The organism is Nonomuraea corallina, assembly GCF_027620315.1.
Lineage (GTDB): Bacteria > Actinomycetota > Actinomycetes > Streptosporangiales > Streptosporangiaceae > Nonomuraea > Nonomuraea corallina.
On sequence record NZ_JAPNNL010000169.1, the window covers coordinates 1 to 15,844 of the forward strand.

General features: G+C 69.8%; 15 protein-coding genes and 1 pseudogene. 7 read left to right on the top strand and 9 right to left on the bottom strand.

The genetic code is table 11. From position 1 onward, the window contains the following. Window positions 1-8: 8 nt before the first annotated feature. From OUY22_RS29895 to OUY22_RS29920, 6 genes are all read right to left on the bottom strand, one after another. Window positions 9-1,403, bottom strand: a complete 1,395-nt coding sequence (locus tag OUY22_RS29895; protein ID WP_270158559.1) for an NAD(P)/FAD-dependent oxidoreductase — start codon at window positions 1,401-1,403, stop codon at window positions 9-11. A 171-nt stretch (window positions 1,404-1,574) separates the two neighbouring features. After that, complete coding sequence (locus tag OUY22_RS29900; RefSeq protein ID WP_270158546.1) at window positions 1,575-2,366, bottom strand: ABC transporter permease; 792 nt, start codon at window positions 2,364-2,366, stop codon at window positions 1,575-1,577. Next, window positions 2,363-3,214 (bottom strand): ABC transporter permease, encoded by an 852-nt coding sequence (locus OUY22_RS29905; RefSeq protein WP_270158547.1) that lies wholly within the window; start codon window positions 3,212-3,214, stop codon window positions 2,363-2,365. The genes OUY22_RS29900 and OUY22_RS29905 overlap by 4 nt, the downstream gene beginning before the upstream one ends. Before the next feature lie 3 nt (window positions 3,215-3,217). After that, window positions 3,218-4,411 (bottom strand): ABC transporter substrate-binding protein, encoded by a 1,194-nt coding sequence (locus OUY22_RS29910; protein WP_270158548.1) that lies wholly within the window; start codon window positions 4,409-4,411, stop codon window positions 3,218-3,220. Window positions 4,412-4,456: 45 nt separating this feature from the next. After that, a complete protein-coding gene (locus OUY22_RS29915; protein WP_270158549.1) occupies window positions 4,457-5,572 on the bottom strand; it encodes an ABC transporter ATP-binding protein in 1,116 nt (371 codons plus the stop codon). 43 nt (window positions 5,573-5,615) lie between these two features. Beyond that, window positions 5,616-7,049 (bottom strand): gamma-aminobutyraldehyde dehydrogenase, encoded by a 1,434-nt coding sequence (locus tag OUY22_RS29920; RefSeq protein WP_270158550.1) that lies wholly within the window; start codon window positions 7,047-7,049, stop codon window positions 5,616-5,618. 231 nt (window positions 7,050-7,280) lie between these two features. Here OUY22_RS29920 and OUY22_RS29925 point away from each other — a divergent pair, with 231 nt between their 5' ends. After that, entirely contained in the window at window positions 7,281-7,775 is a 495-nt protein-coding gene (locus tag OUY22_RS29925) for an Lrp/AsnC family transcriptional regulator (RefSeq protein WP_270158551.1), read from the top strand. Here OUY22_RS29925 and OUY22_RS29930 read toward each other — a convergent pair. From OUY22_RS29930 to speB, 3 genes are read right to left on the bottom strand one after another with little or no spacing between them, the layout of a single operon-like run. After that, window positions 7,758-8,405 (bottom strand): cyclase family protein, encoded by a 648-nt coding sequence (locus tag OUY22_RS29930; RefSeq protein WP_270158560.1) that lies wholly within the window; start codon window positions 8,403-8,405, stop codon window positions 7,758-7,760. The genes OUY22_RS29925 and OUY22_RS29930 overlap by 18 nt on opposite strands. Window positions 8,406-8,416: 11 nt before the next feature. Next, a complete protein-coding gene (locus OUY22_RS29935) occupies window positions 8,417-9,940 on the bottom strand; it encodes a purine-cytosine permease family protein (RefSeq protein ID WP_270158552.1) in 1,524 nt (507 codons plus the stop codon). Further along, window positions 9,937-10,869, bottom strand: coding sequence for an agmatinase (gene speB / locus OUY22_RS29940; RefSeq protein ID WP_270158553.1), 933 nt, complete (start codon window positions 10,867-10,869; stop codon window positions 9,937-9,939). Before speB ends, OUY22_RS29935 begins: the two co-directional genes overlap by 4 nt. A gap of 69 nt (window positions 10,870-10,938) precedes the next feature. On the opposite strand from speB, the gene OUY22_RS29945 reads away from it, so the two are divergent. The 6 genes and pseudogenes from OUY22_RS29945 to OUY22_RS29970 all read left to right on the top strand — a co-directional run. After that, window positions 10,939-12,396: a PucR family transcriptional regulator gene (locus OUY22_RS29945; protein WP_270158554.1), complete on the top strand. Its 1,458-nt coding sequence runs from the start codon at window positions 10,939-10,941 to the stop codon at window positions 12,394-12,396. A 441-nt stretch (window positions 12,397-12,837) separates the two neighbouring features. Then, window positions 12,838-13,599 carry an AfsR/SARP family transcriptional regulator gene (locus OUY22_RS29950; protein ID WP_270158555.1) on the top strand — a complete coding sequence of 254 codons (762 nt, stop codon included), beginning with the start codon at window positions 12,838-12,840 and terminating at the stop codon, window positions 13,597-13,599. After that, complete coding sequence (locus tag OUY22_RS29955; protein WP_270158556.1) at window positions 13,596-14,105, top strand: S26 family signal peptidase; 510 nt, start codon at window positions 13,596-13,598, stop codon at window positions 14,103-14,105. The genes OUY22_RS29950 and OUY22_RS29955 overlap by 4 nt, the downstream gene beginning before the upstream one ends. Before the next feature lie 102 nt (window positions 14,106-14,207). Further along, a complete protein-coding gene (locus OUY22_RS29960; RefSeq protein WP_270158557.1) occupies window positions 14,208-14,423 on the top strand; it encodes a hypothetical protein in 216 nt (71 codons plus the stop codon). A gap of 270 nt (window positions 14,424-14,693) precedes the next feature. Next, complete coding sequence (locus tag OUY22_RS29965; protein ID WP_270158558.1) at window positions 14,694-15,233, top strand: TlpA family protein disulfide reductase; 540 nt, start codon at window positions 14,694-14,696, stop codon at window positions 15,231-15,233. After that, a pseudogene (locus tag OUY22_RS29970) lies at window positions 15,230-15,844 on the top strand (ABC transporter ATP-binding protein); the annotation flags it as partial. The gene OUY22_RS29965 and the pseudogene OUY22_RS29970, both read left to right, overlap by 4 nt.

Below are 15,844 nucleotides of genomic sequence, written 5' to 3' on the forward strand. Positions count from 1 at the left end.
CCCAGCCGCTAGGAGTCGAAGCCCAGCCCCATCCGGTCCAGCGTGCGCAGCCACAGGTTGCGCCTGCCCTGCTGCTCGTCCGCCTTGGCGATCGACCAGCGGGTGAACTGGATGACGCCCGAACGGACCGGCTCGGGCGGGAACGGCATCGGCTTCTCCCGTACCATGCGCAGCTCGGTGCGCTCGGTGCGCTCGCCCGCCAGCAGGTCGAGCATGACGTTCGCGCCGAAGCGCGTGGCGCCGACGCCCATGCCGGTGTAGCCGACCGCGTAGGCCAGACGCCCGCCGTGCGCCTGCCCGTAGAAGGCGCTGAACCTGCTGCAGGTGTCGATCACGCCGCCCCACCGATGGCTGAAGCGCACGTCGGAGAGCTGCGGAAAGGTGTCGTAGAAGTGCTGGGCCAGCTTGACGAAGGTCTCGTCGCGCTGCTCGTACTCCGGCTTGACCAGGCCGCCGTTGTAGTACACGGCGTCGTAGCCGCCCCACAGGATGCGGTTGTCGTCGGTGAGCCGGTAGTAGTGGAACTGGTTGGCCGCGTCGCCCACGCCCTGCCGGTTGCGCCACCCGATCTCGCCGAGCTGGGCGTCGCTGAGCGGCTCGGTCATCAGCGCGTAGTCGTACACGGGCACCACGAAGTGCTTGAGCCGGCGCAGCAGCGGCGGGAACACGCCGGTGCCGAGCGCGACCCTGCGGCCGGTGACCGACCCGTGCGGGGTGCGCAGGGTGATCGTCGTGCCGTCGTCGTCCAGCGAACGGACCGGGCTGCGCTCGTGCACCCGCACCCCGAGCCGTACGCACGCCTCGCGCAGGCCCCACGCCAGCCGGGCCGGGTCGAGCATGGCGCAGCCGCTGCGGTTCCACAGCCCGCCCAGGTAGGTGGGCGAGTCGATCTCGGCGCGAAGCCGTTCCCGATCCAGGGGCACGTAGTCCAGGCCGAGTTCCTCGATCAGGTCGAGGTGCTCGTAGAGGGCGTCGAGCTGCCACTGCTCGGTGGCGACGTTCAGCTCGCCGGTGCGCTCGAAGGAGCAGTCGATGTCGTGGCGCCGGAGTGTCGCCTCGATCTCGTCGAGGTTCTCCACCCCCATGCGCTCCAGCCGGTCGAGCTCGTCCGGCCAGCGCTCCAGGCCGTTGGCCAGGCCGTGCGTGAGGGTCGCCATGCAGAACCCGCCGTTGCGGCCGGAGGCCGCCCAGCCGATCCGGCGTCCCTCCAGCAGCACCACGTCCTGCGAGGGGTCGCGTTCCTTGGCCATCAGGGCCGTCCACAGGCCCGAGAAACCGCCGCCGACGACGACCAGGTCGGCGGTGGTGTGTCCGAAGAGCCGCGGTCGCGGCTCAGGTCTGGCCGGGCTGTCCAGCCAGTACGGCTTGCGCTCCGCGTCAGCCAGCGCCTTCAGCGGATCCACAAATCCCACTTCCCTTACGGTGTACTTGAAGAGTTGAAAATTGCGGGACCAATAGGGTGATCACGCGCGGGTTCCCCCCGCCGGAATCCGATCTCGCCTCCCTGTTCTTTGCCGGTGTCCTTCTTGGCAGTGCCGAAGACCCCCGCGGTCAGCGGGGGGTCACGGACGGGTTCAGGTGCGGCGCCTGGCCGCCACCGCGTTGATGATCGCGATCAGCACGCCGACGCCGAAGATCAGCGTGCCCATGACGTTCACCTGCGGCGGGATCCCGGTCTTCACCGAGCCGATGATCCACAGCGGGAAGGTGAGGGTGGAGCCGTTGACGAAGCTCGTCACCACGTAGTCGTCGATGGACAGCGCGAACGCCAGCATCGCGCCGGCGAGCACGCCCGGCAGGATGGACGGCAGCGTGACCAGGCGGAAGGTGGCCCACGGCCCCGCCCCGAGGTCCTTGGCCGCCTCCTCCAGCGACGGGTCCAGGGTGACCACCCGGGCCCGCACGGTCACGGTCACGAACGCCAGCGAGAACAGCACGTGCGCGATCGTGATCGTGATCCGGTCGCGCGGGACGTTCGCCGAGACGAACAGCGACAGCAGCGAGGCGCCCATGACCAGCTCGGGCGTGGAGATCGCGGCGAACACCAGGAAGTTCGTCGCCCCCTGGCCCCGGAACCGGTGACGGCCCAGGGCCAGCCCCAGCATGGTGCCGATGACCACGGTGATGATCGTGCTGGCCGCCGCGATGACCAGCGAGTTGATCAGGGCCCCGCTCAGGTCGGGGATCGCGAAAAGCTCCCCGTACCACTTGAACGTGAAACCCTGCCAGGTGGCGTTCGACTTGCTCTGCTTGTCGTTGAAGCCGAACACGATCATGACGGCGATGGGCGCGACCAGCCAAAGAATGATCAGCCAGGTGTACGCCTTCAGCAGCCGGTCGCCGAACCGGACCCGTGCTCCCCTCATCGCGCCGCCGCCTCCAGCACGTTGTCGGTGCCGAGCACCCGGGCGTACACGAAGATGCCCACGAGCAGCACCGCCATCAGCGTGAACGACAGCGCCGAGGCCGTCGGATAGTCGTTGTTGACCAGGTATTCGGTCTGGATGATGTTGCCGATCATGGTGTTGCCCGTGCCGCCCAGCACCTGGGCGTTGACCGGGTCGGCCGTGGCCGGCACGAACGTCATCAGCACCCCGGCGAACACGCCCGGCAGCGACAGCGGCAGCACCACCTTGCGGAAGGCGGTGCCACGCGACGCGTACAGGTCCTGCGCGGCCTCCACCAGGCGCGGGTCCACCCGCTCCAGCGACACGTAGATCGGCAGGATCATGAACGGGAGCCAGTTGTACGTCAGGCCCGCGATCACCGCGAACGAGGTGGCCAGCACGTGGAAGTCGGCGGACAGCACCCCCCAGCCCTTCAGCGTGCCGAGCAGGATGCCGTCGTCGGCCAGCAGGAAGCCCCAGGAGATCGTCCGCAGCACGAACGACACGAAGAACGGCAGGAGCAGCAGGAACAGGTAGACCGACTTGCGGTTGCCGCCCTTGAACGCGATCCAGTAAGCGACCGGGTAGCCGATCAGCAGCATGGCCGCCGTCGCCGTCGCGCCGTAGCCCAGCGAGCGGACCAGCTGGGTGCTGTAGGTGCCGAGGGCGTCGCCGTAGTTGGAGAAGCTGAACGTCATGACGAAGCCGTCGATCACGTTCCCGGTCTGCAACGACACCGACGCCATCGCCGCCAGCGGCACCACGAGGAAGATCGCCAGCCACATCCAGCTCGGCAGCGCGAGCAGGTAGGGGGTCAGACGCCTCATGACCTAGGCCTGGGTGACGGACTGGAAGATCGGGTTGAACACCTGCTCCTTGGCCGTGGTGAGCGGCGTGTAGCTGCGGAGCTTGGCGTAGTCGGCCTCGGTGGGGAACATCAGCGGGCTCTCGGCCATGTCGAGCAGCGCCTTCTTGTCCTCGCCGGACGCGCTCTCGGCCTTCTCGCGCAGCAGGTCCTGGACGGCCGGGACGGGCGTGACGAACTGGATGTACTCGTCCAGCTCGGCGGCGATCTCCGGCTTGTAGAGGTAGTCCATGAGCATCATGGCGTCCACCGGGTTGGCCGCGCCCTTGGGGATGAGCATGTTGTCGGTCCAGATCGTGCCGCCCTCCTCGGGCACCACGAACGCGACCGGCTCGCCCGCGAGCTGCCGCTGGAAGACGTCGCCGGACCAGGCCATCGTCAGCCAGACGTCGCCGCGGGACACCGCGTCGATGTAGTCCTGGTTGTAGTACTTGCGCACGATCCCGGCGTCACGCTGGGCCTTGAGCTTCTCCCCGGCCTTCTTCCAGTCGTCCTCGGTCGAGGTCTCCGGGTCGACGCCGAGGGCGATCATGCCGAAGTTGGCGATCTCCTGGGCGTCGGCCATCATGCCGACCCGGCCCTCGTACTTGGCGTCGAACAGGGCGTCGATGCTGGTGATCTTGTCCTTGACGTACTTGGTGTTGTACGCGATGCCGGTGATGCCCGAGGCGAACGGCATCGTGTACTTGTTGCCCGGGTCGTAGGCGCGGTTCTTGTACGCCTCTCCCGCGTTGGCCTGGAAGTTCGGCATCTTCGACTGGTCGAGCATGACCGCGTACCCCAGCGTGAACATGTGCTGGAGCTGGATGCCGTTGGTCATGACCACGATGTCGTAGCCGAGCGGCTGACCGGCGCGGAGCACCGGGTCGGCCTTGCCGAAGAACTCCGTGTTCTCGTTGATGACCTCCTTGTACTCATAGGAGATCCCGGTTTCCTGCTGGAACTTCTTCAGCGGCCCGTGGTCCTCGGGCATGTACTCGGGCCAGTTGGCGAAGATGACTTTGTTGTTCTGCTTCTGCTGGGCCCAGTAGTCGGCGACCGCGTCGGCCTTGGGGGGTTCGGCCTTCTGGCCCTGGACGCCGCAGGCGGACAGGGCCAGACCGGCGGCGGACAGGCCCGCGAGCCGGAAGACGTCGCGGCGGGTACGGGGCTGGGTCATACCCCGCACGAGGGCGGGGGAGTGCAGGTGTTTCATGACGTGCTATCAACTTCCCATCACATAAGAGTGCTGCGCCTGCCAGGACAGCCAGACGGAGTCTCCCCGCTCCGCCGTGACCGTCGCGTCGTGCGCGTTCTGCTCGAACACCGTGATCTCGGCCCCGTCGGCGAGCTTCACGGCGTAGCTGTTGTACGTGCCGAGGTAGACCACCTCGGACACGGTCCCGGGCAGGGCGCTCACGTCGCTCGCGGGCTCCTGCGTGGTGAGGGTGATCTTCTCGGGGCGGACGGTCACCGCCACCTCGCCCTCCCTTCCGGGCACCAGCACCCGCCCGCCGCCGAGCTTCAGCACGCCACCGGTGGCGGTGCCCGACAGGAGGTTGGAGGTGCCGATGAAGCCCGCGACGAAGGTGGTCGCCGGCCGCTCGTAGATCTCGCGCGGCGGGGCGAGCTGCTCGATGAGCCCGTCCTTCATGACGGCGATCCTGTCGCTCATCGTCAGCGCCTCGTTCTGGTCGTGCGTCACGTACACGAACGTGATGCCGACCTCGCGCTGGATGCGCTTGAGCTCCAGCTGCATGGCCTGGCGCAGCTTGAGGTCGAGGGCGCCGAGCGGTTCGTCGAGCAGGAGCGCGCGGGGCCGGTTGACCAGCGCGCGGGCCAGCGCGACGCGCTGCTGCTGGCCGCCCGACATCTCGCGCGGGCGGCGCTTCTCGCGGCCGGTCAGGTCGACGATGGCCAGCATCTCCTCGACCCGCCGCTTGATCTCGTCCTGCGGCGTCTTCTTCTGCTTCAGCCCGAAGGCCACGTTGTCCCACACGCTCATGTGCGGGAACAGCGCGTAGGACTGGAAGACCATGTTCACGTCGCGCTTGTTCGGCGGCACGTCGGTGACGTCCCGGCCGTGCAGCCGGATCACGCCCTTGGACGGCTCCTCGAAGCCGGCGATCATGCGCATGGTGGTGGTCTTGCCGCAGCCGGACGGGCCGAGCAGGGAGAAGAACTCTCCTTCGGCGATGTCAAGCGTGACACCCTTGACCGCCTGGACGACCTCGCCATGCGAGACGTACTCCTTGACGACGCCCTCTAGTTCGATCGCGCTGTCAGTGGGGGTGTCGGGCGGGGTCTGGGGCGGGGTGTGGGGCGGACTCTGCTCGGCCATATCCGGGGGTTCCCTTTGTACTTGCTTATCGCGATATTTCGTACTACTCGCCGATGTAGTGCATGACGTGCTTGACCCTGGTGTAGTCGTGCAGGCCGAACACCGACAGGTCCTTGCCGTACCCGGAGTGCTTGAAGCCGCCGTGCGGCATCTCCGAGACGAATGGGATGTGGGTGTTCACCCAGACCACGCCGAAGTCGAGCTTGTTCGACATCCGCATGGCGCGGCCGTGGTCGGAGGTCCACACCGAGCCGCTGAGGCCGTACCTGACGTCGTTGGCCTTGGCCAGCGCGTCGGCCTCGTCGGTGAAGGTCTGGACGGTGATGACCGGGCCGAACACCTCGTTCTGCACCATCTCGTCGTCCTGCTTGAGCCCGTCGACGACGGTGGGGGCGAAGAAGTAGCCGCGGTCGCCGACCCGCTGCCCGCCGGTGAGCACCTTGGCGTGCGCGGGGACGCGGTCGATGAAGCCCTGGACGCGGGCGAGCTGGTTCTCGTTGTTGAGCGGACCGTACAGCGCGTCCTCGTTGGACAGGTCGCCGGTCACCGTGGCGGCGGCGGCCTCGGCCAGCGCGGCCACGAACTCGTCGTGCACGCTCTCCTGGACCAGCACCCGGCAGGCGGCGGTGCAGTCCTGGCCGGCGTTGTAGAAGCCGGCGACGGCGATGTCCTGGGCGGCCTTGGCCAGGTCCTTCACGTCCTCGAAGACCACGACCGGGGCCTTGCCGCCGAGCTCCAGGTGGACCCGCTTGAGGTCGTCGGCGGCGCTCTTGGCCACGGACATGCCCGCGCCGACCGAGCCGGTGATCGCCACCATCGCGGCGGTCGGGTGGCTCACCACGGTCGCGCCGGTCTCGCGGTCGCCGGTGACGACGTTGAAGACACCGGGCGGCAGGACGCTGCCGACGATCTCGGCGAGCTTGAGCGTGGCGACCGGGGTGGTGTCGGACGGCTTGAGCACCACGGTGTTGCCGGCGGCGAGCGCGGGGGCGATCTTCCAGACGGCCATCATCATCGGGTAGTTCCACGGCGTGACCTGGCCGATCACGCCGATCGGCTCGTGCCGGATGACGCTGGTGTGGTCGGCGAGGAACTCACCGGCCGTGGGGCCCTCGAGCGTGCGGGCCGCGCCGGCGAAGAAGCGGAAGTGGTCGGCCGCGACCGGGGTCTCGTCCTCGGCCATGCGGGCGAGCGGCTTCCCGGTGTTGCGGCACTCCGCCTCGTTGATCTCGTCGGCCCGCGCCTCGATGGCGTCGGCGACCTTGAGCAGCAGGTTGGCCCGCTCGCCGGGGGTGGTGGCGCCCCACGACTCGAACGCGGCGGCCGCGGCCGCGAAGGCGGCGTCCACGTCCTCGGGGCCGGAGATCGGGGCCTGCAGGTAGGCCTCTCCGGTGCAGGGGTCGATGACGTCGGAGAATCGGCCGCTCTTGGCGTCCACGAACTCACCGTTGACGAAGTTCTGCAGACGGACGGTCAAGGGATGACCTCCTGTTGAGATGGCTGCTGAGGTGGTGTTGCCGCAGGTGGTTGAGGGTTGCGGTGACTCTTACAGAGTAACCGCATCTAAACAAGGGATTTCGTGGCGAAGATACCAAATCGCTACGAAATCGCTTGACAGATCGTCCAGAACTGACACCATGTCGCACCAGGACGGCAACCCGGAGGGAACGCCTCCGTAACAAGCCGGCCGGTTGGAGGACCCCTCGACATGACGACGCCGCCGCGCGTACGCCGCAGCAAGGACGCTGCCACCGGATCGGTCGTGCTCGACGAGCTGTCCAAGCAGATCATCGAACAGCTCCAGTCCGACGGGCGTAAACCGTACGCCGCGATCGGCAAGGCCGTCGGCCTGTCGGAGGCGGCCGTCCGCCAGCGGGTCCAGCGGCTGCAGGAGGCCGGCGTCATGCAGATCGTCGCGGTCACCGACCCGCTGACGCTCGGCTTCCCGCGCCAGGCCATGATCGGCGTCACCTGCGAGGGCGACCTGGAGTCCGTCGCCGACGAGCTGGCGGCGATCGAGGAGATCGACTACGTGGTGCTCACCGCCGGCTCCTTCGACCTGATCGTCGAGGTGGTATGCGAGGGCGACCGTCATCTGCTGGAGATCCTCAGCAAGATCAGGGCCATCCCCGCGGTCCGCGGCACCGAGTCCTTCGTGTATCTCAAGCTGCGCAAGCAGACCTACTCATGGGGCACCCGATAGCCGCGCCACCGCCCTGACCGGCGCCCCGTCGGCGCCCGCCAGCCTGATCGGCAGCATCGACACCTCGACGGACCGGCCCGCCGCCTGCGCCTCCAGCAGCCGGCCGAGCCCTTTGAGGTTCTCCGCGATGACGGCGTGCGCCCCGCAGAGCACCCGGTGCGCGGGGAGGTCCCGCGCCGGGGTGGGATCGACGCTCAGCGCGTCGATCCCGACGGTCCGCACGCCCCGCTCGACCAGCAGCCGCGCCGCCTCCTCGGTCAGATGCGGATGACCGAGGTACGCGGGAGCCCCCCAGTGGGCCGACCACCCGGTGGCGACGAGCACGATGCGGCCGAGCTCGCCCCGGAAGAATTCGGGCCCGATGGCCGCGCCCGGTGCGAGCCCCCGGGCGTCGACCGTCACGGCGGGCCCCACGAACCGCTCCAGCGGCAGCTCGTCCAGGTCGGGCAGGGTGTCGTCCAGATGGAACGGCGCGTCCACGTGGGTCCCGGACTGCGAGCCCAGGTGCACGGCCAGGACGTTCACCCCGTCGCGGTCCGCGGTCAGCGCCGGCTCGATCGTCACCCCCGGATCGCCTGGATAGACGGGCATCCCGGTGACGATCGGCACCGACAGGTCGACCAGCTCCATGGCCGTCATCCTCACACGGTGGAGGCGGGCGCGGGGACGGCGGCGGGCACGATCGGCGGCACCGGCGTGTCCGCCGCGCGCACCCAGCGCGGGCCCAGCGGCCCGTAAACCGCGCGCGGCTCGGGGAAGAGCCGCAGCAGGGCCAGGTAGAGCACCGCGGCCGTGACCAGGCCGAGCGGCAGCGACACGTCCACCCCGCCGGCCAGGTCGCCGAGCGGCCCGACGAACTGCCCGGGCAGGTTGACGGTGGTCAGCGCGAGCAGTGCCGAGACCAGCCAGGCGGTCAGGCCGCGCCAGTTCCAGCCGTGGGTGAACCAGTACCGCCCGCCGCGCTGCCGCCGGTTGAACACCTGCAGCGCCTCGGGGTCGTACCAGCCGCGGCGGGTCACGTACCCGAGCATCATGATCACCATCCACGGGGCCGTGCAGGTGATGATGAGGGTGGCGAAAGTGGAGATGCTCTGCGTGAGGTTGAACGTGAAGCGACCGACGAAGACGAACAGGATCGACAGCGAGCCGATGAACACCGTCGCCCGCACCCGCGTGAAGCTCGGGAACACGCTGGAGAAGTCCAGCCCGGTGCCGTACATCGAGGTCGTGCCGGTGGACATGCCGCCGATCAGCGCGATCAGGCAGACGGGCACGAAGTACCAGCCCGGCGCGATGGCCAGCAGGCCGCCGACGTAGTTGGGCGCGGCCGGGTCCATGTAGGCGGCGGCCTTGGTGGCGATGATCGACGCGGTGGCCAGGCCGAAGAAGAACGGCAGGATGGTGGACGCCTGCGCCAGGAACGCCGCCCCCATCACCCGGCCGCGCGGGGTGCCGGCCGGGATGTAGCGCGACCAGTCGCCGAGGAAGGCGCCAAAGGAGACCGGGTTCGACAGCACGATCAGCGCGGCGCCGACGAACGACGGCCAGAACAGCGGGTCGCCGGGCGCCAGCACGCCGGGGTAGGCCGGGTCGAAGTCGCCGGCGAACGCGAACACGCCCAGCACGAACAGCGCCGACGCCGCCACCACGGCGATCTTGTTGACGAACAGCATGAACCGGAAGCCGTACACGCACACCACGAGCACCAGGCCCGCGAAGATCGCGTACGCGACCCCGTAGGTGAAGTCCGACTCCGGCAGCCCGACGAGCCGGTGCGCGCCGCCGACGAGCGCGTCCCCGGAGGACCACACGGAGATGGAGAAGAACGCGATCGCCGTCAGCAGCGACAGGAACGAGCCCACGATCCGGCCGTGCACGCCCAGGTGGGCGGAGGAGGAGACGGCGTTGTTGGTGCCGTTGAGCGGCCCGAACAGCGACAGCGGCGCCAGGATGAGCGCGCCGACCAGCAGGCCGAGCACGGTCGCGGCGAGCCCCTGCCAGAACGACAGGCCGAACAGGATGGGGAAGGCGCCGAGCACGCACGTGGCGAACGTGTTCGCGCCGCCGAAGGAGACCCGGAACAGGTCCAGCGGACGGGCGGTGCGCTCGGCGTCGGGGATGCGGTCGATGCCGCGGGTCTCGATCTCCGTGATGGCGGTGCTCATGGGTTCTCCCGCAGGGCCAGGAGGCTGACAAGGTCGTAGGCGACGTGGGAGGCGGCGACCGAGGTGATCTCGGCGTGGTCGTAGGCGGGGGCCACCTCGACCACGTCCGCGCCGATGAGGTGACACCCGGCCAGGCCGCGCAGGATCTCCAGCAGCTCGCGGCTGGTGAGCCCGCCCGCCTCGGGGGTGCCGGTGCCGGGGGCGTGCGCCGGGTCGAGCACGTCGATGTCGACCGACACGTACAGGGGGCGGTCGCCGATGCGCTGGCGCAGCGCGTCGATCACCTCGTCCAGGCCGCGCCGCAGCACGTCGGCCGCGGTGACGATGCCGAAGCCGAGGCGCCGGTCGTCGTCGAGGTCCTTCTTGCCGTACAGCGGGCCGCGGATGCCGACGTGGCCGAGCGCCTCGGTGTCGAGCAGCCCTTCCTCGACCGCGCGCCGGAAGGGGGTGCCGTGCGTGTACGCGGCGTCGAAGTAGGTGTCCCAGGTGTCCAGGTGGGCGTCGAAGTGCAGCAGCGCGACCGGGCCGTGCCGCCGGGCGGCGGTGCGGAGCAGCGGCAGCGCGATCGTGTGGTCGCCGCCGATGGTGACGAGCCGGGCGTCCATCGCGCCGGCCGCCGCCTCGATGCTCTCGATCGCGTCCTCGATGCGGAACGGGTTGACGGCGATGTCCCCCGCGTCCACGACCTGGACCCGCTCGAACGGGGAGACGTCCAGCCCGGGGTGATAGGGCCGCAGCAGCCGCGACGCCTCGCGGACCGCGGCGGGACCGAACCTGGCGCCGGGGCGGTAGGAGACGCCGCTGTCGAACGGCACGCCCACGACGGCCACGTCCGCGCGCTCGACCTCGTCGATGCGAGGCAGGCGGGCGAAGGTGGCGGGCCCGGCGAAACGGGGGACTCTGGCGGAGTCGACAGGGCCTTTTGTCATGCGCACAGTCAATGTTACGCCCCTGACCTGCGGCAATTGGAATCGTCACGAAGTCCTACAGTGGGTGTTGTGGCTGACCACAAGGTGACGGTGCTCGACCTGGTGCGCTCGCCCGCCCTCCAGTTGCGCCTGCTGGCGGGCAAGGCGGGGCTCGGGCGGTCGGTCTCGTGGGCGCACGTGAGCGAGCTGACCGACCCGACACCGTGGCTGCTCGGCGCCGAGATGATCATGACGACCGGCATCGGCGTGCCCCGCTCCGCCGCCGACCAGCGCGCCTACCTGGAGCGGCTGGACGACGCCGGCGTCTCGGCGCTGGCCCTGTCGGCGCAGCTGCACGTGCCGCCGCTGCACCCGGCGTTCTTCGAGGCGGCGGAGCGGCGCGGCATGCCGGTCCTGGAGGTGCCGCTGGCGGTGCCGTTCATCGCCATCTCGCAGGAGGTGGCCGCGGCGGCGCAGGAGGACGCCCGCCACCGGCTGGGGGCGCAGCTCCAGGTGTTCGGCGCGCTGCGGTGGCTGGCGGCCGAGGACCTCGACACGGCGACCCTGTTCAGACGGCTGGAGCGGCTGTCGGGCTACCAGGTGTTCCTGTGCACGCCGCAGGGGCGGCCGCTGCTGCCCGGCGTGCCCGTGCCGCCGTCACCGGACGTGCTGCCCGCCGAGCCCGACGCCCCGCCGACGATCCCCGGCGGCTTCGTGCTGCCGGTGCCCGCGCCGGGCGGCCCCGCCGGGTTCCTGGTCGCGTTCGAGCGCGAGGGCGCCCGCCCTGCCGGGCTGGCCGTGGTGCAGCACATCGCCACCGTGGCCGCGCTCCAGGTCGCCATGGCCCGCAACGAGCGCGAGACGCTGCGCCGCGAGGGCGCCGAGACGCTCTCGGAGCTGCTGCAGGACGTGCTCGACCCGGCCACCGCGCGCCGCCGCCTGGCCCGGCTGGGGCTGCCGCTGGAGACCGACGTGGTGCTCGTCGTGGTGCGCGGCGCCGGCGACGACGACCTGCGGCGGGCCTTGGCCGACCACCCGCACCTGCTGCTGCGCCGGGGCGACGACCTGTACGTGCTCGGCCCGCCGTCCCTGGCCGGGCCGATCGCCGAGCTCCCGGACGCCCGCGCGGGCATGAGCCGGCCGTTCCCGCCCGGCGCCTCCACCCGCGTGGCCAGGCGCGAGGCCGTCTGGGCGGCCACCCGGGCCGTGGAGTCAGGGCAGCCGATGGTCGTCTACGGCAAGGACCCGACGGGCAGGTGGCTGCCGGAGGACACCGACACCCTGGCCGCCCTGGTGGACCACGTCCTGGGCGAGGTGCTCGCCTACGACGCCGCGCACGACTCCCACCTGCTGGCCACGGTCCGCGTCTGGATGGAGCACGACCGCCGGTCCGACGACACGGCGGCGCTGCTGCACATCCATCCCAACACGCTGGCCTACCGGCTGCGCCGGTTCGCGGCGCTCACCGGGCGCGACCTCACCTCGACGGCCGCCTTCGCCGAGGTGTGGCTCGCCCTCCAGGCGGCCCGGCGGCTCGGCCTCTTCTAGGACAGGCGTACGGTGAGGACGATCGGGCACCTGTGCGTCTCTTCGCTTCTCTGCATAAAACGCTCATTAATGCCTAATGCCACATAAGGGCATGGCGAGCAACGGACCAGTGCTTGACAAGCTGCACGACCCCTCGATTTACGGACTCTTCATCTTCGGCCCGTAATGCGGCGTTTACCTTACGTGTCCTCGCCTGGATCCCGTGGCTGCAAGGGTTCCCCTGGTCACCTCGTCGCCTTGCCGCGGCCTTGACCGGGCGGGACCGCGCAGGCCATCAGCCCTCGTCTCGATTTCATGACATTCGAGCCGAGATTGAGCATCGCCGTTACGGTCCCCTGGTCGGCCGACACGCCATGGCCCATAATTCGGGATTGGTCGTTTATATTGTAATAACTGTCTCTCTGTCCAGTTTATTACTATGTGAGCCTCAACGGGGTGTATATGAGGTTTTGCCTTCTCGGTCCGCCGGAGGTGCGCGGCGACGCCTGCCACCTGTGGTTTCGAGGGCACCGTCAGCGCGCGGTCTTCGCGGCCCTGGCGCTGAACGCCAACCGGGTCGTGGAGACCGACAGACTGGTGGACATCGTGTGGGGTGACCGCCCTCCCCCCACCGCGCAGGCCCAGATCCAGAAGAGCCTCTCGGCACTGCGGCGGACGCTGGGCCGCACGCCCACCGGAGGCGAACGGATCAGCACGGTCTGCACGGGTTACCTGCTCCACGCAGACCCGGAGGAGATCGACGTGGAGGTGTTCAGAAGAGAGGTGCGACAGGCCTCGTCCGCCATGGTGGCGGGTGACCTGCCCACGGCGGTCACCTGCTTCCGGCGGGCACTGGCCCGCTGGTTCGGGCGGGCGCTCGACGGTGTCCCCGGGCTCGCCGCGGAGGCCGCCCACCTGGAGGAAGAACGTCTGATCGCCTGGGAGGAGTGCATGCACGCCGAGCTGGCGCTCGACGGGCACGCCAGAGTGGCGGCCGAGATCGAGCCGCTGGTCGGGAGGCATCCGTTGCGCGAGCGTCTGTGCGCGTTGCTGATGATCGCCCTGTACGGGTGCGGGCGCAGGGTCGAGGCCCTGCGCGCCTACCACGGCATGAGGGGGCGACTCCGTGAGGAGCTGGGCATCGAGCCCAGTAGCGCGCTGCGCGACATCGAGCACGCCATCCTGATGGAGACACCGGCGGCCGAGATGCTGCCCGTCCCATGACGGGCCGAGGGCTGAGCGTGGCGATCGGCGCGGCCGTGGCCGTCGGCCTGCTGGTCGTACGACGCCGCTATCTCGTCATCACGGTCAACGGCGCCAGCATGCTCCCGACCTTCACCGAAGGTGACCGGGTTCTGGTGCGCAGGGGGAGCGTCCCGCTGCCGTCCCGCGGCGACGTGGTGGTGCTGCGCACCCCGCCGTCGCCGACCGGCTGGAACGGGCCGCCGTCCTCCACGGGTCCGGCACGCAGGGGCTGGAGCATCAAGCGGGTGGTGGCCGTGCCCGGCGACCCCTTGCCGGAGACCGCCGCCGACGCCTGCGGTGGGCCGGCGGGGACCCCTGTCCCGGCCGGTCGCCTCGTGGTCTTCGGAGACGCGCTCGACAGCTACGACTCCAGGACCTGGGGCTTCCTGCCCACTGAGCAGCTGATCGGTGTCGTGACCAGGCGACTGACCTCACGATCCGATCCGCCGCGCCGCGCCGGTAGCGACCGGGTAGCGATCCGGTAGGTCGCCCTGCGAAGGTGACGGCGCACTGCGGTGTGGAGGTGACACGGGGTCCCGCTGCCCCCTGGAGCGGGTCCGTGCACCATCGATGCGCAAGGGAGAAGCATGATCAAAAAGGTCAACGCTCTGGGCGACAGACTGCTCGCGCTGCTGCTGCCCAGCAGTACCGCGGACGCGGCCGCCAACTGTCAGGGCCAGTTCCTTTACACCGACGGCGACGGCTGCAACTTCTACTGCTACCGGTGGGGTGACCGCTCATCGAAGTTGAAGTGGTGCAGCAAGAACCCGACCTGCAGGGTCGTCTGCTACGAATGCTGCTGATCAGGTAGCACCGTCCTGCAGCAGCCGGACCAGGCCGAGTTCACCGTCGGCGCGGTGAGTGAGATGCGTGACCGCTCCCCCCGGGAAGCGCCCGCGCGTCCTGGCCGGTGCCGCCACTCATGTCGCCGGCGAAGCCGCCCCGCCTCCCGGTGGGGCGGCGCTCGCCGCCCGGCCCGTCCCGCTGGTCGTCAACGGGATCGCGATCCCCTCGCGATCTCGCGTCATTGTTCGCGCCGGCTCACTCACCGGCGGTCCTGAAAGGAAGACGGCGTGCCGTTTCTGGTGGCCGGAATGGTCTTCTTCGGGCTGTTGTGCCTGATCAACCTGGTTCTCACCCTGGCCGTGATCCGCCGGCTGCGCGACCACACCGAACGGCTCGGGGTGCTCCAAGCCGGAGATCCGTCCCAGGCTCTGCTGGCCCCCGGGACGTCGCTCCCGACGCTCCGGGCCGAGTCCGTCGACGGTGAGACGATCGACAGCCGGGTGACCTCGCCCGAGGTCGTCGCCCTGCTCTCCACGGAGTGCTCGGTATGCCTGGAGCAACTGCCGGACCTCGTCGGCCTCATCACCGACCGGCGCCTCGACCGCCCCGCTGCGGTGGCGGTGATCATGGGAGATGACAGCGCCCAGGCCGAGCAGCTGGTCGAGAAGCTGCTGCCGATCGCGAGCGTGGTCCGCCAGCCGTGGGGAGGCCCGATCGAGAAGGCGTTCCAGGCCAGGGCCTTCCCCGCTTTCTATCTAGCCTCCGAGGGAGTGGTGCGGGCCGCCTCCATCTCCGTGGCGGATCTGGACCGGCCGGTTCCCGCGTGATCCGCGCCGCACGGAAGCCTGCGGACACCTCGCGCCCGGACACCCGGCAGAGTTCGGCCGCCGGCACGCTCTGGCAACGGGCCGTCGACGCGTGGACGATGGTCTGGCGATCGGGCCCGCTGTTGGCGCTCGGTTCCGTCGCCCTGTCCGTGCTGTCGGGCATCTGGCCCGTCGGGGGCGCCTGGCTCACCAAGCTGCTTCTCGACGAGCTGAGCAGCCCTCGGCGTGACGAGGTGGTGCTGGTCGGGCTGGCAGCCGGGCTGGCCCTCCTCGGCCTGCTGACCGCCACCCTCCCTCATGTGGAACGCTATCTCGACGCGCAGCTGCGCCGGCGGCTCGACCTGCTCGCCCGCGACGAGCTGTTCGGCGCGGTCAACCGGTTCGCCGGGCTGGCGCGCTTCGAGTCGCCCCAGTTCCTCGACCGGCTGCGGCTGGCCGAACAGACGGGCCAGTCGGCGGCCGCCCAGATCGTCCTGCCCGCGTTCTCCGTGCTGCGCACGCTCATCTCGGTCGTCGGGTTCGTCGTCACCCTGACGTTGCTGAGCCCGGTCATGACCGCTGTGGTGCTGCTCGCCGCGGTGCCGGCCGTCCTCGCGGAGGTGGCCCTGAGC